General features: G+C 64.4%; 18 protein-coding genes. 3 read left to right on the forward strand and 15 right to left on the reverse strand.

Features of this window, described 5'->3' with window-relative positions; genetic code table 11:
• Positions 1-28 precede the first annotated feature (28 nt).
• The 11 genes from CHB88_RS04670 to CHB88_RS04720 all read right to left on the reverse strand — a co-directional run bounded on the left by CHB88_RS04670 (position 29) and on the right by CHB88_RS04720 (position 11,329).
• The gene (locus CHB88_RS04670) at positions 29-1,498 is read right to left on the reverse strand and encodes a DUF3131 domain-containing protein (protein ID WP_089398131.1); all 1,470 of its coding nucleotides are present in this window, start codon (positions 1,496-1,498) and stop codon (positions 29-31) included.
• Between the two features lie 43 nt (positions 1,499-1,541).
• A complete protein-coding gene (locus CHB88_RS04675; RefSeq protein ID WP_089398132.1) occupies positions 1,542-2,873 on the reverse strand; it encodes a DUF3131 domain-containing protein in 1,332 nt (443 codons plus the stop codon).
• Positions 2,874-2,926: 53 nt separating this feature from the next.
• The gene (locus CHB88_RS04680; protein ID WP_089398133.1) at positions 2,927-4,771 is read right to left on the reverse strand and encodes a glycosyltransferase family 2 protein; all 1,845 of its coding nucleotides are present in this window, start codon (positions 4,769-4,771) and stop codon (positions 2,927-2,929) included.
• 143 nt (positions 4,772-4,914) lie between these two features.
• A complete protein-coding gene (locus tag CHB88_RS04685) occupies positions 4,915-5,379 on the reverse strand; it encodes an ATP-binding protein (protein WP_089398134.1) in 465 nt (154 codons plus the stop codon).
• The gene (locus CHB88_RS04690; RefSeq protein ID WP_217900129.1) at positions 5,376-5,717 is read right to left on the reverse strand and encodes an STAS domain-containing protein; all 342 of its coding nucleotides are present in this window, start codon (positions 5,715-5,717) and stop codon (positions 5,376-5,378) included. The genes CHB88_RS04685 and CHB88_RS04690 overlap by 4 nt, the downstream gene beginning before the upstream one ends.
• A gap of 48 nt (positions 5,718-5,765) precedes the next feature.
• A complete protein-coding gene (locus tag CHB88_RS04695; RefSeq protein WP_143131121.1) occupies positions 5,766-6,770 on the reverse strand; it encodes a hypothetical protein in 1,005 nt (334 codons plus the stop codon).
• Between the two features lie 96 nt (positions 6,771-6,866).
• Positions 6,867-7,901, reverse strand: coding sequence for a glycoside hydrolase family 16 protein (locus CHB88_RS04700; protein WP_176442312.1), 1,035 nt, complete (start codon positions 7,899-7,901; stop codon positions 6,867-6,869).
• Entirely contained in the window at positions 7,873-9,072 is a 1,200-nt protein-coding gene (locus tag CHB88_RS04705; RefSeq protein WP_089398138.1) for a PP2C family protein-serine/threonine phosphatase, read from the reverse strand. The genes CHB88_RS04700 and CHB88_RS04705 overlap by 29 nt, the downstream gene beginning before the upstream one ends.
• Positions 9,073-9,076: 4 nt before the next feature.
• Positions 9,077-9,403, reverse strand: a complete 327-nt coding sequence (locus CHB88_RS04710; RefSeq protein ID WP_089398139.1) for an Hpt domain-containing protein — start codon at positions 9,401-9,403, stop codon at positions 9,077-9,079.
• Positions 9,396-9,794, reverse strand: coding sequence for a response regulator (locus CHB88_RS04715; protein WP_089398140.1), 399 nt, complete (start codon positions 9,792-9,794; stop codon positions 9,396-9,398). Before CHB88_RS04715 ends, CHB88_RS04710 begins: the two co-directional genes overlap by 8 nt.
• Positions 9,795-9,925: 131 nt before the next feature.
• Positions 9,926-11,329, reverse strand: coding sequence for a PAS domain S-box protein (locus tag CHB88_RS04720; protein WP_089398141.1), 1,404 nt, complete (start codon positions 11,327-11,329; stop codon positions 9,926-9,928).
• 517 nt (positions 11,330-11,846) lie between these two features.
• Between CHB88_RS04720 and CHB88_RS04725 the strand changes: the two genes are divergently transcribed.
• Complete coding sequence (locus CHB88_RS04725; protein WP_089398142.1) at positions 11,847-13,049, forward strand: HPP family protein; 1,203 nt, start codon at positions 11,847-11,849, stop codon at positions 13,047-13,049.
• 177 nt (positions 13,050-13,226) lie between these two features.
• Here the strand turns inward: CHB88_RS04725 and CHB88_RS04730 are convergent, their stop codons facing one another.
• Positions 13,227-13,493, reverse strand: coding sequence for a hypothetical protein (locus CHB88_RS04730; RefSeq protein WP_089398143.1), 267 nt, complete (start codon positions 13,491-13,493; stop codon positions 13,227-13,229).
• A 263-nt stretch (positions 13,494-13,756) separates the two neighbouring features.
• Between CHB88_RS04730 and CHB88_RS04735 the strand changes: the two genes are divergently transcribed.
• Positions 13,757-14,776, forward strand: coding sequence for a PAS domain-containing protein (locus CHB88_RS04735; RefSeq protein ID WP_089398144.1), 1,020 nt, complete (start codon positions 13,757-13,759; stop codon positions 14,774-14,776).
• Positions 14,777-14,962: 186 nt separating this feature from the next.
• On the opposite strand, the gene CHB88_RS04740 is transcribed toward CHB88_RS04735, so the two are convergent.
• Positions 14,963-15,160: a hypothetical protein gene (locus CHB88_RS04740; protein ID WP_089398145.1), complete on the reverse strand. Its 198-nt coding sequence runs from the start codon at positions 15,158-15,160 to the stop codon at positions 14,963-14,965.
• A 223-nt stretch (positions 15,161-15,383) separates the two neighbouring features.
• Here CHB88_RS04740 and CHB88_RS04745 point away from each other — a divergent pair, with 223 nt between their 5' ends.
• Positions 15,384-16,724: a cytochrome P450 gene (locus CHB88_RS04745; RefSeq protein ID WP_245844744.1), complete on the forward strand. Its 1,341-nt coding sequence runs from the start codon at positions 15,384-15,386 to the stop codon at positions 16,722-16,724.
• A gap of 106 nt (positions 16,725-16,830) precedes the next feature.
• Here the strand turns inward: CHB88_RS04745 and CHB88_RS04750 are convergent, their stop codons facing one another.
• Positions 16,831-17,970 (reverse strand): sensor histidine kinase, encoded by a 1,140-nt coding sequence (locus tag CHB88_RS04750; protein ID WP_089398146.1) that lies wholly within the window; start codon positions 17,968-17,970, stop codon positions 16,831-16,833.
• Positions 17,971-18,082: 112 nt separating this feature from the next.
• Positions 18,083-19,687 carry a methyl-accepting chemotaxis protein gene (locus CHB88_RS25805; RefSeq protein ID WP_089398147.1) on the reverse strand — a complete coding sequence of 535 codons (1,605 nt, stop codon included), beginning with the start codon at positions 19,685-19,687 and terminating at the stop codon, positions 18,083-18,085.
• Positions 19,688-19,705: the final 18 nt, after the last annotated feature.

Raw genomic sequence — 19,705 nt, forward strand, 5'->3', positions numbered from 1 at the left:
GTCGCGCCGCTTTGTTGATCACGAGGCGTCAGCATGGCCGGTTCTCGCTGTCCGAGGCAGGCTCGCGCGGCCCCAGCGGCAGCAGGTTCGCGCAGTCGTTGGCGCTGCGCTGCGCGCTGGCGAAGTTCTGCTTCAGCCTCGCCCCGGATCCATAGGGGCTCTCGATGCTGCGCTCCCACAGGCTCTTGCCCTGCTTCTGCGGACTCCATCTCAGCAGCTTGCCCTGCGCCTTGTACAGCAAGGCTTCGAGCATGATGCCGTTGTTGTTGGCGGTGAAGGCCTTGATCGGCCCCTTGCCGCTTTCCAGGATGCCTTCATAAAACCCCTTGGCCGGATCGAACTGCTTGGCGATGGTGTTGAACAGCAGATCGGTGTAGTCGGATTTCCATAGCACCCACATGCCGAGCGCCGCCTTGAGCGAGATGGCGGCGTACTGCGGCATGTGCTTGCCGGTGTCGGTGATGGTGTTCCAGGGGAAGCCGTCGGTGAACACCGTGTCGTACACGAAGTACGGCTCCTGGTCGAGCTGGTGCTCGGAGCGCGCGGTGATGATGCCGGTCTCCCGGTAGCGGTTCTCCTGCGCCTGGTAGACGCGGTGGGCGAAGTTCTCCATCCAGGCCAGGCTGTGGCGGCCGTCGTTGGTGTCGCGGTCCAGCGCCATGTCCCAGTTGAACTCGACGCCGTCGAGCACATAGCTTTCCGACACCACGTAATTGTGCTGGTAGAACTTGCGCGGATCGCGCGTATCGTAGGGCACCTCGACGCAGAAGATGGGAATCGTGTCATAGGGCTCCGGCTTGGACGCCGCGGCGGTGGACAATCCCCACAGCTCGAAGCCCTTGGCCGAGTACTCTTCGTAGCCCAGCCGGCCCTCCTGCACGTATTGCAGTTTTTTCTCCTTGTCGATGTTGGCGCCGAACATGGTGCCTTCGCGGTCCACCACATGATCGAAATTCCAGCGCAGCACGAAGCGGTCGACCGCCTCCGCATGCTGGGGATAGCGTTCCTTGATGATCTTCAGCCAGATCAGCAGGCGGCCGAGGTCGATGGCGGAAAAGCCGATTTCTCCCGGCTTGTTGCCGTAGTCGACCTTCTCCACCGTCTTGGCGTGGTAAGCCTTGTTGGGCAGCTCGTCTCGAAAGAAGGCCATGCGGTTGAAGGTCCTGAGGATGAGCGACAACCGCTCGTCCGCCTGCTGCGGCGTGATCAGGTTCAGTTCGCGCGCCGCCACCAGGGCACCGAGGTAGGAGGCGGTGTCCCACATGGTGGTGGAAGGATAGCCATCCACCGCATTCACCAGGCCCGACTCCGGATGGTAGTTGTTTTCGAAGTATTTCCAGGCCGTGCGCGCCATGGCCGTCTCCTGCTCGGTGAGCGGGCCGGAGCGCTGGGGATAGCGCCGCGCCGGCAGATCGCCGCTCACGCAGGATGCCCAGGCGCCTGCCCCGGCGAGCGCCAGCAGCAGGACCGCCAGCAGGTTTCTGATACAGCTCTTCATGATTGTTTGAATTTCCTTCCCTCGCATGACCCGCGGCCAGGCGCTATTTGCCGTCTGCAGCCGCCGCGCGCCCGAGCAGCTTGCCGGTGGCGATGTAGGCCAGACTCTCCAGCACGATGCCATTGGTGTTCGCATTCACCGACTTGTTGGGCTGGCCGGTTTCCTCGTAGCGGCCGGCGTACCAGCCCTTGTCCGGATCCTGCAGGTCGGCCAGCGACTCCACCAGCCGCGCGGTGTACTCATTGCCGTACAGCGCATGCCAGGCGAAGGCCGCCTTCACGCTCACGGTCCTGAGCTTGGGCACCGGCTCGCCCTTTTCGGTGACGGTGTTCCAGGCCTTGCCGTCGCTGAACACGGTGTTGTAGACGAAGTATGGCGCCTGGTCCACATGGTCCTCGCTGACGGCGGTCAGGACGCCGGTGCGCCGGAAGCGTTCCTGCTGGGCGCGGAAAACGCGCCACGCGAACTCCCGCAAATGACTGTCCCAGCCGAATTCCAGGCCATCCAGCATGTAGGGTTCGCTCACCACGAACTGATGCGCGCCGAGCTTCTTCGGATCGCGGCTGTCGTAAGGAATCTGCACGCCGAACACGTCGGCATAGGCCAGATGCTGGCGCGGATCGGCGGCGCGGGCGACATCCAGTCCCATCAGCGCGAAGGTATGGGCCGCATACTGCTCATAGCCGAGCCGGCCTTCCTGGACTACGCCGACATTGCCTTCCGGCTCGACGAGGGCGCCGAACAGCTCGCCGTCGCGCGCCAGCCGGCTGGTATCCCAGCGCGCCAGCACCCTGCTCGCGGCCGCCGCATGCCGCGGGTACTGCCAGACCACCGCATTGAGCGGCACCAGCAGGCGGCCGAGGTCGATCGCCGACCAGCCGATGCCCTTTTCCGTCGGCTTGCCGGTGTAGTCCACCATCGCCAGGTCGGCGGTGCTGTAGGACTTGTTGGGCAGCGCATTGTCGAACAGCGGCAGGCGCCCGAGCGATTCCAGCGCCCGCGCCATGCGCCGGTCGAACTCCTGCTGTCCGACCAGGTCGAGGCGACGGGCGGAGATCAGGCCGAGCAGATAGGAAGCGGTATCCCACATGGTGGCGGCCGGGTAGCCGGCGACCGAGTTCGCCAGCCCGGTGTCGGGATGGGTATTGGCTTCGAAATATTTCCAGGCCGCCTGTGCCCATTGCCGCTCCTGGTCGTTCAGCGGCCGCACCGGCTTTGCCGCCGGCAGGTCGGCGCTGCGCTGAATCCCGGCCGGCTGCGCGGCCGCGAGCGACATGCTGCTGTGCTGCTCGATCTCCCACACCGCCCAGCAGGACAGGATCACCGCCAGGATGAAGATGATGGAACTCCTGGCCTTGACGAGATTGCCGCTCATTGCCCGCCCCGCGCATGCTTGTTCATGGATAGCTTTTCCTTCATCCGATCATGTCATGTTGAAGCCGGCGCGGCGGCGCCGGCGGTGTCCTTGCCCACGTCCGCCTCGTCCGGCGGCTGCCACAGCGCCGCGCGTATCATCGGCAGCATGGAAATGATGTTGTTCAATCCCCAGGCGGCATTCACCACCAGGCTCTGCAGCTTTTCCTGGTGGCCGAGGATGAAGACCTGATAGGCGGCATACAGCAGGCCGACCGCGGTCAGGGCCACGATGGCGATCTGCGGCACGACGAGACCGAGGAAATTGCCTTCCTGCCTGTCCTTGGGCGTGACGTGGAACTTGATCTTCTCGCCCTTGAGCACGGTCCACAGCGCGCGGAAGTTGATCGAGAAAAAGGAGAGATAGGAAGCCTTCCCTTCCCAGGAGCGTATGCCCCAGGTGCCGAACATGAAGGCCAGTTCATTCATGATGATGAACGGGATGACATGCAGGTAGAACGGCATGGCGTAGGCCTTCAGCGGCGGCACACCGGTGAACAGGTAGATGATGGGCGCCACCAGGAACACGAAGTTCCAGATGCAGCCGAGGTAGGACCAGAAGGTGGTGAGGTACATCAGCCGCTGCGCCAGCGTCATGCGGCCGCGGAACAGCGGGTTGTCGCGGAAGCAGATGTCGAGCGTGCCGCCGGCATACTTGAAGCGCTGGATCATCCAGGTCAGCAGGTCCTGCGGCGACAGCATCTTCGACTCCACCTTCGGATGCAGCACCGAGCGCCAGCGCCGGCCCGGATCGCTGTGCAGCACTATGGAGGTGTAAATGTCTTCCGAGACGTGGAACTTGTAAGGCGTAAGTTCGGTGTCCAGCACGGCCTGGGTGCGCATCGCCTCGCTCAGGTTCTCGCGCAGCTCCGGATGCTTGACCTGCCTGGCGTACTGTTCCACCTCGCGGTCGATGGTCACGGCGAAGGCGCGCAGCGCCGCCTGCATCACCGCCTCGCGCCGATGGATGGACGCCGCGCCGCAGCAGAAGGCGGCATTGGCCCAGTTACGGCGGCGCAGGATCACGTCGTAGAACATCTTCGGGTCGTTGACGAAGGGATCCTCGCCGATGTTCACCTTGCCGGCGACCCGCTCCACCAGACGGCCCAGCCAGCGTCCCGGCCGGCCCAGGCGCGCTTCCAGATAGCGCGGCAGCGGCACGCCCTCCGGAATGTCGTAGAACCATTGCGGGGTCTGCACCCAGGCCATGTCCTTGTCACGGAAATAGCCGAGCGTGTCTTCCAGGATGGTCGGCAGCAGCCGGGTGTCGGCATCGCAGATCACGATGAAGTCGCCGCTGGTCTGCTCCATCGCGTTGCGCAGGTTGCCGGCCTTGAAGCCGATGTTGTTGCTGCGGGTGATGTAGTTGGCGCCCTCTTCTTCCGCCACCTGCCGCATCAGCGGACGGCGGCCGTCATCCAGCACATGCACGTTGATGTCGATCGGATGGGGATAGCGCACCGCGCGCGCATCGCGGATGGAGATGCGCACCAGTTCCTCTTCCTCGTTGTAGGTGGTGATGAAGATGTCGACCGAGATCGGCCGGTCGGACTCGGAATGGTCGTCGCCGCATTCGCCCACGGTGAACGGCGGCGGCCGCTGCGGCTCGTCGCGCGTCATCCAGAGGTTGATGGTGAAGAGGATGAGGCCGATGTAAGCGAAGGTTTCGGCCAGGGCTACCGGGATGGAGAACCAGAGGGCGTCGTAATTGAGGGATTCCATCCAGCGCCAGCGTATGTAATTGGCGCCGAGAATCAAGGCGACCACCACGAGGAACTGCCAGATCAGCTCTATCGTGGGGGAATAGGGAACGGGTTCGGGTGGCTGGCGCGATTCGAATTTCTCAAAGTAAAAGCCCAACGGGGTCTCTCCACGATATGTTCTTCTTGCCGGCGTCGCACGCGCGCAGGCGGACTCGGTGCGGAAACCTAAACCAGACTCCTGCTTGTGACCAGCGTCCAGGCGAAATGATTCCTAGTTTGCTTTTTGAAATCAACTGAAAATCAGCATTTCTTGTACAAAATGAGGCGGTTCAACCCGTTTTCGGTCTTGTAATGGACTTCATCGAATGAAGCCTTGATGAGCGACAGGCCCATGCCGCTCTCCGGCAAGCTGGCGGTGTCGGCCGGATCGAAACCGAACACGCTTCCATCCGCCTGCTCCAGCGCCGACGCCGGAATCGGCCGGCCGCGGTCGTGGATTTCAACCGTAACGCCGTGCTCATGCTCTTCGTAAGAAATTTCAGCCACGCCGGCAGTTCCGGACGGATAGCCATGCTTGATAACGTTGGTCACCGCCTCCACCACCGCGAGTTCGATGGAATCCCGGTCGATCGCCGGCACCCGGCGTGAAATGAAGGCCTTCAGCGCCTGGGCGACGAGCGAGAGGTCGTCCAGGCTGGCGGCGATGGAAAAGCTGGCGCGGCGCGGCGCATGGCCGGGCGCGCCGGAGGAAGCATCGGCATTCATCCCCTGGCCCTCTGCACCGCCTCGTCCCGGCTCGGCAGGATGGCGAACACCTTGTCCATGCGGGTCAGCTTGAACAGGTTCTGCACGTTGCCCCTGACGTTGCAGATTACTACCGCGCCCTTGCCGCCCAGCGCCTTCAGCACCGACACCAGCGCGCCCAAGCCGCTGGAATCGACGAAGTCTACGCCTTCCATGTCGAGCACCAGCCGCTGCTCGCCTGCCTGAATGCGCTCCACCATGGCCTCCTTGAACGCCAGGGCATTGGCGGCGTCGAGCCGCTTCATCTGCAGCCTGGCGACAGCCACTTCGCCTTCCTTGCTAAGGTCGATCATTGACATGGATTTCCTTTCCGTTGCGAACGATGGGGGAGACGGCCGGCATGTTCTTTACCATGGGATGGACCAGGTGATCGAAATGCTGCCGTTGCGGAAGCCGCCCTGCCCCGGCGCCGTTTCCCGTCCCGGGAAGCGGTTGCCGGAGTAGTTGTTGTACTGGACCGAAATGGTGCCGGGATGCCAGTCGAAGTAACCGAAGCCGTAGGTGAAGTCCGGGTCCCAGGGCTGCTGCTGTTCCCGGTTCGGGAAGTAAAACAGCGTGATGTTGGCGTACCAGTTCTCCGGGGTGGTGTAGCGGCAGCCGAGCGCGAGGGATTTTTTGTAAGCCTTGAGCGAGAGCGTCTTCAGGTCGGTATAGCGCGGCGTGACGTTGGCGCCGACGCTGCAATTGACCTGATCCTTCTCGTCGATCAGGAACAGCGGCTCGAGCAGCTTGGGCATCGGGAACTTGAAGGCGTAGGACAAGGTTCCCTGGTTGAAGCGGGTGCGCGCCTCGCCGCGGCCGTAATCGGGCGAAAAGCGGTTGCCGCCATAATTGCCGTAGATCAGGCTCAGGGTGTACGGATGCCAATCGTCGTAGCCGAAGGCATAGGTGAAGTCCGGGTTCCATGGCTGCTGTCGATCCGGGAGGAAGTAGCGGCGGGCGGTGAAGTTGAAGAACCAGTAGGACAGCGGGTTGTAGCGCAGATTCACCACCGCCGTCGGCGAGGTCAGCGTGTTCGCTCCCTGGGATTGCAGGCCGGACTGGGCCGACACATTCGACTGCAAGGGATAGTCGAGGCCGACGCTCACGCTCAGGGGATGCTCCGGCGTGGCGTCCGCGCTTTCCTTCAGCAGGTCGCCGAAAGGCAGATCGAAGGAGCTCATGATGCCCTTCCACACTTCGCCGCGCTCCTGCTGGGGCCGTTCATCCTCGATGCCGGCGCCCCACGCGCGTGCGCCGGCCGTCGCCAGGACGGCGCAAAACAGGGCTGCGATGGCGCGGCGCGAGGTCATCCGCTGGTTCTCCTGGATATCGGCGAGCTGCCCGCCGGGCGTGACGATTCTACTGGACAATGGACCGCATCGAAGCCCGCCGATCCGGCAATCCGCCCGCGGCATGATCTGGCTCTGATGATCGGATGGTCTGGTGCGCAAGGCATTCCGGGTCCGTCAGCGCGACCAGCGGAAAACCGGCGGCGCATCCCCTGAACCCTGTTCCGGCGCCGCTGCCGGCATCTCGTTCGGCACGACGGTTTCGGCATCGGATGCGCCGACGGCCATGCCGCCAGGAGAGCGCCGCAGCATCGATGGGGTTTCCACCTCGACGGCTGCGGCTGCCTGGGCCCGTGGCAACGGCGCGATTCCGGGCGACCCCGCCGCGGCGAAGGGCTCGGGTGCCGACGCCTTTCCATCCCACCCCCAGATGCGAATGGAGGCGATGTCGAATCGGGCCGGCAGAGCCGCCTCATCGATCGGTCCTGCCCATGTGCCGCCCAGCGCCAGGTTGATGCGCAGCTGCATGGGCTGGCGCAGCGGATCGGCATCGCCGGCGCGGGCATCATCCGGATTCATCACCAGCAGCGGCTGGCCGTCGATTGCAACGGCAATGCGGTCGGGCGTCCACTCGAGCTGATAGCTGTGCCACTGCCCGGCAAGGCCGGGCAGGATGCGCCACGTGGAGCGCTGCTTGCGCCGCGCCGCCCGGCTGCCGTAGTGAATGGTGGCAAACATGGTATCGGGATGCTTGCCGACATGCTCCATGAAGTCGATCTCGCCGTACTGGCCGGGCGCGATGCCGAGCAGCCAGATCGCCGGCCATACGCCAAGGCCCGCCGGGATGCGCGCCCTGACCTCGATGCGGGCAAAGCGCAACGGCTGGCAGGACACCAGGCTGCCGGAGGTATAGGCCGCCTCGCGCTGTGACTGCGCCCAGTCGCGCGCGCCGGGGCGCCGGGCAGGATTGGGCATGCGCTCGCGCCGCGCCTCGATGCGCAGCGCGCCCTGCTCGACCCGGAAATTCTGGTCGGTGTAGTACTGCCGTTCCTGGTTGCGATGCATGCCGGTCTCGACGCACCAGAAACGGGTGTCGAAGCCGCTTGCGCGGGAAAAGTCTTCCTCGTGCGTCAGGGTCCACGAACCGGCGGCCGTGCTCCATATGGCGAGGCCCGCCAGGGCGCTAATACGCCAGCGCCAGGAAAGTGACATCGTCGTCGTAAGCCTCGGCGCTGCCGCGCCATTGCTGCAGCGCCCGTTCCAGCGACTGCGCCGCATGGTCGAGCGGCGCGGCGCCGCATTCGCGCAGCACCTCTTCCATGCGCTCCCGGCCGAACAGCTCGCCGGCGCCATTGGCGCATTCGGTGACGCCATCGGAATACAGATACAGCCGCGACCCGGGCTCCAGCTGCAGCACATTGGCTTCGTACTCCACCTCGTCGAGAAAGCCGATCGGCAAGCCGCCCTCCCCTATCGGTTCCATGCTCCGGCGGCCGGGATGGAAATACAGCGGTGCGGGATGCCCGGCCTGCACCAGCGCCACCCGGCCGCTTTCCGCATCGAGGATGCCGAAGATGATGGTGAAGTAGAGGCTGGTTTCATTCATCTGCATGAAGCGGCGGTTGAATTCGGTGACGCTGGCCGCCGCCACCGCGCCGATGTCGCTGCCCGGCTGCGTCAGCAGCGCGGCGATCTGGCCGACGGCGGAGCGGATCTGGTTGCGGGTGTTGAAAGCCAGCATGGCGGCGGAGACGCCATGGCCGGCGACATCGACCACGTAGAAGCAGGTATAGCGGCCGTCGATCGGAAAATAGTCGAAGCTGTCGCCGCCGACATAGCTCGATGCCTTGAAGAACCAGTTGAAGCTCACCGGCCCGATGCTGCTTGGGTCGGGCAGCAATCCGAGCAGCATCTTGCGGGCGATGTCGAGCTCGCGGCTCAACTGGTTGTAGGCTTCGGCGAGCTTGCGGTTGCGGCTCTCCAGTCCGGCCTCCAGCGCCAGCACCCGCAGCGCCGCATGCAGCCGGGCGCCGAGCTCGGGCGGGCTGAACGGCTTCACCAGGAAATCGTCCACGCCGGCTTCCATCGCTTCCACCAGCGAACCGGCGTTGCCGCGCGACGTGAGCATCATCAGGTAGACATAGGCATCGCGCGGCTTGCTGCGCACCGCCTGGCACAGCGCCAGGCCGTCCATGCCGGGCATGACCCAGTCGGTGATGACGAGGTTGATGTCTTCGGCTTCCAGGAGGCGCAGCGCGTCATGGCCGTCGCTGGCTTCGAACACCGCATAGCCTTTGGATTTGAGGAAGAAGCTGATGAGCCTCAGGATGAGGGGATCGTCGTCGACGACCAGGGCGCGGATGGGGGGCGGATCGAACATCATTGCCTTATGCCATGTATCGCTTCAATGCAGTCAGACCTTGCTCAAGATGCGAGATGTCCGCGGCCTCCAGCCGGCCGGCCGCGCGCGCGGCGGTGACCATGCGCTCCAGTTCCTTGGCTTCCAGCCCGAGGTCCGGCATGCCGAAGGTGCCCGCCGACCCGGCCAGGGAATGCAGCTGCCGATACGCCGTCTCCAGCGCCTCGGCATCCGCCGGCGCGGCGCGCAGCGTGTCCAGGCTGGCTGCAATGTCATGCAGGATGGCCGGCAGGCGGTCGCTGAACTCCAGTTCCAGCGCCTTCAGCAGCGCTTCGAACTCGGCATCCTCACTCATGCCGGCCCTCCCACAGGCGGCGGATTTCCGGCACCAGCCGGCGCGGATCGAAAGGCTTGGCAATGACGCCGAGCGCGCCGAGCGCACGGTAGCCGGCGATTTCCGACGGGTCGGACTTGGCGGTCATGAAGATGAAGGGAACGGCGGCGGTGTTGGGCAGGCCGCGCAGTTGCGCCACGGTGGCCGGACCATCCAGGTCCGGCATCATCACGTCGAGCAGGATGAGATCCGGGCGGTAATCCGGCTCGCCTGCCGCCTGCAGCGCTTCGCGGCCGGAGCTGCAGGCGCGCACGGTGAACTTGCCGAGGCGCTCCAGCGCCATGCGCGCCAGCAGGCGGATGTCGGCGTTGTCCTCGATGTAAAGAATCCGTTCGAGCGCTTCATTCGCCATGGACGTTGCCTTGGCGGGAAACGCGCGGACCCGAGCGCGGGAGAAAAGCAGGCGAACGGCGGGCAGATGCAAGGCGAGCGGTCATCACGGCGGCACTTCCTTTCGGCAAATTGGGCGCAGCAATGGCTTCTTCAGGCATCGGCGAGGGATTGCAGCGCGCGCCTTATTTTGTCCTGCTGAATCAAATCAGGTTCCCGCCAGCGCGGTCCGATGTCATGCACCACGGAAAACAGCAGGGACCGGCCGCCGACTTCAACGCTGCCCGAATGCACCTGCACCGGACGCACTTCGCCATTGGCAAGACGGTGCCGGAAGTTGAAATGCTTGCGCCGTTCGCGGTCGGCGGCACGCACTTCCTCGGCGATTTCCAGATCCGACATGACGTTGATTTCCGACATGTGCATGCCCACCATGAGCTCGCGGCTGTAGCCGTAGAACGCTACCGCGGCCGGGTTCGCATCGACCAGGCGGCTGTCGATCGGATCGACCAGCAGCATCACCACCCGGGCTTCTTCGAACAACTGGCGATAACGGGCATCGTAGTCGTGACTCGGCTGCTGCTTGCGGTCGTCGAGCACATCCAGCAGCAGGTTGATCACCCGCGCCAGTTCGCTGGTCTGGGCCGATGCGCCTCCGGAGAGCCGCGTGCCGCCCTCGGAATTGAGTGCGCTGGCTTGATCGACCAGGCGCTGCAGGTCGGCTCCCACCCGCGTCTGCAAGCGCCGCGCCAGGGGCCATGCTGCAGCCACCAGCAACAGCAGCACCGCCAGTAACCCCGCCGCCGGCAGCAGGATGCCGGTGTCGAGTTCCTGGGAACGACCGGACAATTCCACCCGCAAGCCCAGCGGCTGGAACTGCGCCGGCAGGGGCACCGGCACCGATGCCGCTGGCGGTCCGCTGCGGTCGCCGCGGTCATTCCTGATCTGGCCGTTCCAGACGAGCCTGGCGGATTGGTCGATAGGCAGCAGATCGTTGAGCGCCAGACGGTAGGCGAGCGCTCCCAGCGGCTTCTTGTCGCTGGCACGGTGGAGAGTGAGAAGCGAAAGCAGCTCTCCTGACTTGCCATGCATCACGATGCTGCTGCTTCCCTGTCCATCTCGAAGCGTGGAGAGCACCCAGGCCCGCTGGTTCGAAGTGAGCGCCGGTGCGCCGTTATCGATCACGGTTTCGCCGTCGTGCTCGAACAGGGCAATATGCACCGGGATGCCGGCCGTATCGGCCATGTCTGCCAGCCGGGTTGCCAGCAGTGCCCGTGTTTCATCCTCACCCTGTTCCAGCACGCGAAGCAATTCATCCTTGCGGCGTTCGATGCGCTGCTGGAGGAGCGTCAGGCGTTGTCCGGCGTGCCGGGCGAGGAAGTCGGCTTCGCGCCACGCCACTGCGTCCCGAAAGAGGCTGTCCTGCCACATCAGGGCGGCCAGGGCCGCCACCCATGCCGCCGCTAGGACGCCGGCGCACAGCAATACCGTCGACAGGGCGGCCCGTGCATTCATGTCACGACGCAGCAGGGATGTCTTGAAGGAACTTTTATCCATGATCAGCGAGAAAAGTAGGTTTCAGCCGGCACTTTTGGTGTACTGCGACCTCGGCTACCGGAAGAGCCGACACGGCTGTAGGATTTTTCTTACTGATTGCCGGAAATTCTTAAGCCGATGATTTTTATAAAGAAATCCAGCTATGCACAGTTCCTGTGGACAACTTTGTGGATAATCAAATCTTGCACCCTGCCAAGCTAGCAAATTCGCGGCTTGCAATAAATTGCTTATTCCTTAGGCACTTTAATAAGTATTTGAAAAACAAGGAATTTTATTTTGAGCACCAACCAGAATCGTCAATCGTGATTTCTTGAACGACATTGTGCGTAAGTCCCCGATTTTCCCGATGCCAAAGCCATTTTTCCGGCAGCCGGCTCTCCCGTTGTCAATACCTTACATATGGAATAGACACGGATTGCATCCAATCAATTGTATTGCTTTTCAAGGCAATGCCATAGGCTCTTCATTGCCTGGAAGTCGGCTACCATAGCGGCTTTGTCGAAAACGCGTCTTTTTCATGCTCGCCCGTCTGCTTTCGCATCTGCAACGTTATCTGCCGACCGCTCCCCGCATCGATTCCCGGGAAAAAGCCCGCTCCATTCTTGGCGCCGCGCTGGGGATATTCGTCACCGGATTGTTGAGCCGGACGATAGTCGGCGCGGATTCGGACCTGCCCTGGCTGCTCGCACCGATGGGCGCCTCCGCCGTCCTGCTGTTCGCCGTCCCGGCGAGTCCGCTGGCTCAGCCGTGGTCGGTGATGGGTGGCAATCTGTTGTCGGCGGCGGTCGGCCTTTCCTGCGCCCGCTTCGTCGGCGCGCCGCTGGCCGCCGCCAGCCTGGCGCTGGCGTCCGCCCTGCTGATCATGATGGCCCTGCGCTGCATGCATCCGCCGGGCGGGGCGGTGGCCCTCGGCAGCGCGCTCGGCGGACCGGCCCTGGCGCAGCATGGCTTCCTGTTCACGCTCGGGCCGCTTGCCCTGAATTCCCTGCTGCTGGTGCTGGCCGCGGTTGCCTACAACAACCTGTGCGGCCGGCGCTATCCGCATCGAACGGTGGACCATGCGAACCAGCACCAGACAAGGGACAAGCTGCCTACCGACCGGCTGGGCGTCACCGCCGCCGACCTCGACATGGTGCTGCGTCAGTACAACCAGGTGCTGGACGTGAGCCACGACGATCTCGAGGAAATCCTGCTTCGGGCCGAACGGCAGGCGCACCAGCGCCGCTTCGGTTTGATCACCTGCGCCGACCTGATGTCGCGCGACGTGGTGAAAGTGGAGTTCGGCACCGACCTGGAAGAAGCCTGGCGCCTGCTGCGCGTCCATGGCCTCGAAGTGCTGCCGGTGGTGAACAGGTTCCAGCGCGTGATCGGCATCATCAGCGAGCGCGATTTCTTCCGCCATGCGGGTGGAAGCCAGCCGGCGGAACTGGCGGGACGCCTGCGGCGCCTCATCGCCCGCACCCCCGGCACCAATTCCGACAAGCCGGAGGTGGTGGGACAAATAATGAGCACGACCCGAACCGCCTTCGAGCATGAAGCGGTCACCAGCCTGGTGCCGCTGTTCTCCGATGGCGGCGTGCACACCCTGCCCATCATCGATGCCAATGAAAGGCTGGTGGGCATGCTGGCGCAATCCGACGTGGTCGCGGCGCTTTACCACGCCGGCCTTGGCCGGGAAGGCGAAGCGAATGGCAAGGCGGCGCTGCGCCGCATCGCCTGAACCGGCTGCAAAGTGGACGTGCACCGTCCCTGAAATGGAAAAAGGACATTCGCGCAGTCGAAGCGTGAATGTCCTTCATAAGTGCGATGCCTTCGCATCGCGTCCTGCACGCATTGCCGACCATGCAGGAGGAAATTACCGTCACCCGCCAGGGATGCCGGCTTCGAGGTGGTCGGCTTAGTCGCGGCCAGCGATGAAGCGCAGTTCGGCGGCGAGATTCGGGCTGACCGAATCATACTGGCTGGCCAGCGCATACAGCTGGCGCAGGCCGGATACGCGCTTGCGCGCACTGGTTTCGGCAACGGCTTGCGCCTTCAGGGAAGCATCGACAGGACGACCGGCTACGAGGGCGGCGATGAAGGCGCGGAAAGCGCGGCCGAGATTCTCGCCATAGGAAACCGGTTGACCGAATTGCTGGCCGGCGGTGAATTGAGTGGTAGACATGGAAAGCTCCTTTGCGTAAATCGTTTTGTCTTGAACGATAGTATGAAGCTTTCGAGAAATAATTCCACTTTCAATATCTGATTACACCTATTCACCATTCGTATACCAAATCTCGCGTTCTTTCGGCATGTGACGCTGCCGCAGGCAAGTCGTTAGGCATCGTCAAACCGAATTGTTGCGCCCGCAAACAGATTCCCATTTTCCTGGGATTAATTTTTTCTCCCCGCTGTGGCTCACTGCTGAATGCAAGTTGTGGCTCGGAATTGAACAAAGCGGTCGGCACCATCCGCCCGGCATACCGCGCACTCTACGGCTACGGGGAGCGAACAATGAACACGACACACAGGGTCAGTTCGGCGCAGGTCGAGATGACGGCGCAGGAAAGCGGCCTGCCTGCCCCAGCGATGCCAAGCGCCATCGGCATATTCGCCTGCGACGACAAGTTGCGCCTTCAGCTTAGGCAGAGGTTGGCAGCCACCAACCACACCATCCGCCTCTTCACCGTGGAAGACTTGCCCGCCGACGGCATCGACCTGCTCATCATCGATGCCGTTGCGGCGCAACGCCACAGACGCCGACTGCGGAAAATGCTGGCCGAAGCCAGTCCGCTGCAACTTCCGCTGCTGCTCGTCACCACGTCGGCCAGGCCGCTCCCTGCTCTGCCTTTCCGTTGCGATCATCTGTCGCTACCCGCCAACAGCGCCGCACTGGACCGCGCCATGCATCAAGCCTTGCTGAGGCGGCGCAATTCGGTGGCGGCGCTCGACGCCAATTGCCAGCGTTTCCGGAAGACCTTCGAACTGGCGCCGCTCGGCATGGTTGCTCTTTCGATGGGCGGACGCATTCTTGCCTGCAATCCGGCCTTGAGCGCGCTCCTCGATTTCACCGAGTCGGAATTGCTCACGATGGCGCCGGATGAACTGATGAGCGCCGGTGAAGCGCGGCGGCTGTACCGCCATGCCGCGCGCACTTTCAAGTCCGGACAGCCATGCCAGATCGAGGTGAAGCTCAGTGCCCGCTTCGGCCGCCCGCTCTGGGCTGGCATGACCCTGACCCGCGTGCATATCGCGGACGCCCAATCCAGCCAGATCATCTGCGCGGTGGAAGACATCAGCCGGAGGAAATTCATGGAACAGGCCCTGAACGAAGTGCGGTCGGCCGCAGCCAGGACGAGCGAGCCGGCATGCGGGCGGCAGGAACGCGGTTCGGCTTCGACGCCGCAGGCCCAGTCCGGCGGCACGAGGCGCCAATGGCAGGATTTCGGACTGAACCCGCTGCCTTGAAAGACTCACTAGGAGCGATTCAAGCAACCAGCTCACTGCCGCGCCGCCATGTGCGGCGGAAGGAGGTGGCGCCCGCTATATTCCTCGGGCCGCGGCTTTGCCGGGCCGCCAGCCGCTGCCGCCCGGCAAAGCCGGCGGAACCTAGCCGGGACGGATGCGGAGCCGCGCGGACGCTTCTCTCCCTTGCTATTGCCCCTGTCCTGAATTGTTGCTGCCGCCCTGCATCGTCTTCTGCATGTCCTGGCGGTTGGTGCGATGGGGACGATGCGGATCGGCTTCCGATTCGTCGATCGGCAGGATGTGCTGGTCGCCCGACTGCTTTTCCTGCATCTCGTTGCGGTCCGCGGACTGTTGGCGAGTCCGGTTGGGTTTCGACAGTGTCATGATGGGCTCCTATGCGTGATCGCCGCATGACATGCGGCGTGGAATGGAACGGCCGAGCCCGGCGGGGATGATGGCCTGCATTTTCCACCGGATGCGCTCGCCCGCGTCGAAGCCATTGGAACCTTGGCCGCATGGGCAGTTCAAACTTCGCAAGTAGATTTTTTCTCAACGCCGAGACGGCGCTGCACCGCTTTCCGCGCAGCGACGCTTCCTGCATCACCCCATGTCCATGCTCAATTTCCAGGCGCCATCAGCCACCGGCGACGCGGCGTCCTCCATACCGCGCGAACCCGGCCTCGACCATACCCGCGCCCTGCTGCGCGAAGGCTACCGCTACATGCCGAACCGCTTCGCCGCGCATGGCACCGACATCTTCGCCACCAGGCTGATGTTCCAGAGCGCCATCTGCGTCTACGGCGAATCCGCGGCGCGCATGTTCTACACGCCGGGCCGCTTCACCCGCAAGCTGGCCCTGCCGCCCAACGCACTGCTCTTGCTGCAGGATCTCGGCAGCGTCGTCATGCGCGATGGCGAGGCGCATCACCGGCGCAAGGAAATGTTCATGGCGCTGATGGCGCCCGACAGCGTGCAGCGGCTGATGGAATTGAGCGCGGCGCAGTGGCGCAGCCGCTTCGCGCAGTGGCAAGGCATGAGCCGGATCGTCCTGCATGAGGAAGCTCAGGCGGTGCTGTGCCGCGCCGCCTGTGAATGGGCCGGCGTTCCGCTGGACGAGCGCACCGCCGTGCCGCGCACGCGCGAGTTCGCCGCCATGATCGACGGCGCCGGCACCGCCGGACCGCGCAACTGGCGCGGCCTGATGCTGCGCCGGCACACCGAGCGCTGGGCGCGGGCGCTCATCGAAGAGGTTCGTGCGGGCAAGCTGCAGCCGCCGGCCGGCAGCGCGCTGGCCGTCATGGCCGGCCACGAGGATTCGGATGGTCGCCTCCTCGACGTGAAGGTGGCGGCGGTGGAACTGATCAACGTGCTGCGGCCTACCGTGGCCGTGGCGCGCTTCATCGTGTTCGGCGCGCTGGCCATGCATGAGCATCCCGAAATGCGCGCCATCCTGGCCAGGGGCGATGCCGAGTTCATGGAAATGTTCGCGCAGGAAGTGCGCCGCTACTATCCCTTCATCCCCGCCGTCGGCGGCCGGGCGCTGCAGGCATTCGACTGGAGCGGCCACCATTTCCGCGCGGGAGACTGGGTACTGCTCGATCTCTACGGCACCAACCACGATGCCAGGCTGTGGCGCGACCCGGAAGCCTTCCGCCCGGAACGCTTTCGCGGCTGGCGCAGCAGCGGCTTCGATCTGATTCCTCAAGGCGCAGGCGATCCGCACCAGGGCCACCGCTGCCCGGGCGAGGACATCACCGTCGGCCTGCTAAAGACTGCGCTCTGCCTGCTGGCGGGAGAGATCGACTACGACGTGCCGCAGCAGGACCTGTCGGTGCCGCTGTCGCGCATGCCGACGCTGCCGGCGAGCGGATTCGTCATCAGCCGCATCCGCGCCAGGCGGCCGGCCGGTCCCGACAACGCCGGCATCACCTGCATCCGCAAGAAATGATGCCTTCCCTTGCGGCGCCGCCGCAGCAGCGGCCGGTACCGGCGTCAATGGCAGCATGTGCCGGCGGATGACGCGGGAAAGCGAGCAGCGCAGGCAAGCGTAGACGCTAGAGCGTCGGTGCGTTCTGAAATGGGCGCGCGTCGAGCGGGATGTCGATGGCGAAGGTGGTGCCGCGCTCGGCGCCGCTGTCCACGCCGATGCTGCCGCCGTGGCTTTCGGCCACGCTGCGTACATAGGGCAGGCCGATGCCCCAGCCTTGCTGCGCGCCTTCGCGGGCCGCCTCGGTGCGCCGGAACACCTGGAACACCGACTCCATTTGTTCCTCCGGAATCGGCGGGCCGCTGTTGTGCACCTTCATCTGGACCCGCTCGTCATGGACGTTGAGCGAGAGATGGATCGGCGCTTCGGCGTCGCCGTATTTGACGGCATTGCCGACCAGGTTCTCCAGCGCCCGCTTGAGCGCCTCCCTGTCCCACCAGCCTTCGGCGCAGCCCCCGGGAAATTCCATGCGCGGCCCGTAGGCTGCGATGGACTGCCGGCACACCTCAACCACCAGGTCGCCGAGGTCGAAGCGCGAGAGCCTGAGCCGCAAGCGCTCGCCGCTCTGGAACACCACCGAATCGAGCAGATCCTGGATCATGCGATCCATGCGGCCGTGCTGCTCCAGGATGCGCTCTGCCAGGTCCTTCAACCGGGGCGACTCCGCGTCCTGGCGGATCAGTTCCGCCGCGACGTTGGCGGTGGTGAGGGGATTGCGCAGGTCATGGGTGAGCGCCGCCACGAAGCGTTCCCGCAGCGCCGACTGCACCAGCGCATAGGCAGCGACCGCTTCCCGGATCGCGCGGTCGATGTAGGCATTCACGATGCCGGACTCGCGCTGGTCGAGGACCAGCTGGTGCGCACCGAGCACGTCGAAGATGGTCCAGCGCAGGAGCTGGTACTCCTGCACCACCGACTGCGGGTGATAGTTGGTCAGGCGAGCCCTTTCGCCGCCGTGTTCCGACGCCACGGTATTGCCCTCGCCGTCCGCGCGCGCATGGGCCGGACTGAGCGCCTGGGCGAGGTTGGCGTACATGGTAGGCATGGTGTTGATCAGCAGCGGATGCGGCAGGCTGCCCGCCTCGGCGATTGCCGAGCGGGCGCGCCGCTCCCATTCCGAGAGCACGGCTTCGCGCAGCTGCATCATGCGCACGGCGGCCGGAGAAAGCTGCTCCGACGCCGGATCTGGATCGCTGGAAAGGGTCACCTTGGCTGAACGGGATAGCGGATGTTTCCCGGTGTGACGTCGGCGCTCGCGTCCGGTTCAGTCAAATGGCGCCGGCCTTGCCCTAAGTCAGTAGGCCGGCCTGCCGGCCGATTCAGCGCGGCAAGGCTGGCAGCGCGCCGGATGGCAGGAGCGCCGGCTGGCCTTCCTGCTCATCATCATCCAGCTTGAAGCTGCCGACCACCTCGACCAGATTGCCCGTCTGCTGTTGCAGCGCCGAGGCGGCCGACGCGGCCTGTTCCACCAGCGCGGTGTTCTGCTGCGCCACCTTGTCCATCTGCGCGATGGTGAGGTTGATCTGCTCGATATCGGTCGCCTGCACCTGGCTGGCGGCGCTGATCTCTCCCATGATGGCGGTGACGCGCCGGGCGCTGGCGACGATCTGCTCCATGGTCTGGCCGGCTTCGTCGACGCGCTTGCTGCCCTGCTCCACCTTCTCGACCGAATCGCCGATGAGCGACTTGATCTCGCGCGCCGCGGCGGCCGCGCGCTGGGCCAGGTTGCGCACTTCACCCGCGACCACGGCAAAGCCCCTGCCCTGCTCGCCGGCGCGCGCCGCTTCGACCGAGGCATTCAAGGCCAGGATGTTGGTCTGGAAGGCGATACCGTCAATGACGCCGATAATGTCCACGATCTTCCTGGAAGAGGCGGTGATGGAACTCATGGTCTCGACCAGCTGCGACACATTGCTGCCGCCCTTCGCCGCCAAGGTGGACGTGGACAGGGCCAGTTCGTTGGCACGGCTGGCGCTGTCGGCGTTCCGCTTCACATTGGCCGTCAGCTCTTCCATGGTGGCCGCGGTCTTCTCCAGGGAATCCACCTGCTCGCGGGTACGCTCCGAGAAATCCTGATTGCCGGCGGCGATCTGTTCCGACGCCACCAGAATGGAGTCGCTCGATACCTTGATGCGGCCGACGAGATCGGTCAGGCGGTCTTCCATGTCGCCCAGCACCGACAGCAGCTGGCCGAATTCGCCGCCGCGGGAGGTTTCGAACTCCTGGCTGAGGTCGCCTGAGCTGACGGTTTCGGCGATGTGGATCGCTTCCTCGAGCGGCTTGGCAATGCCGGCCACCAGCCACAAGGTCAGGCCGACGCCCGCCGCCAGTGCGACCAGGCCCAGTCCCAGCATCAGGTTGCGCGTGCCTGCGGCGCTCTGGCTGAGATGGGTGAACACTTCCTCCAGCCGCTTTTCTTCCAGGTCCGCCAGCTTGCGTACCTGGGTTTGAAGGGCCGCGAGGGCCGGGATGGTCTGGGCGAGGACGGCGCGGGTGGCTTCGTCGCTGCTGCCCTGCGCCATCTGGCCAGCGGCTGAGGCCAGCGAGCCCAGGTACTTGCCGGCCTGCTCACGCAGCGCGGCGATGGCGGCCCTGTCGGTGTCGCCCGCCACCGCATCGAGGGTCTGCAGGGCGGTTTGCAGGGATTTCGTTTCCGCCTCGATTTCCCGGCCGAGTTTGGCGGCGTGTTCCTTTTCGGGTTTGGCCATCATTTCGATGGCATGGCGGGCGCTGCTAGTGATGGCGACATTGACCGCGGCGACCGCTTCGGTGGCATCCCGTCCGGGGCCGGCCATCTGCCGGTTGGCATCATCGATGCGCTGGAAGCTCAAGGTTGCAAGAATCAGGATGGCCGCAAGGAACAGCAGCACCACGCCAAAGCCAATGCCGATACGGGTTCGGATCTTCAGATTTTCTAGCGACATGGGAAATTTATCGTTATG

This window comes from Noviherbaspirillum humi (assembly GCF_900188095.1).
GTDB classification, from domain to species: Bacteria; Pseudomonadota; Gammaproteobacteria; order Burkholderiales; family Burkholderiaceae_D; genus Noviherbaspirillum; species Noviherbaspirillum humi.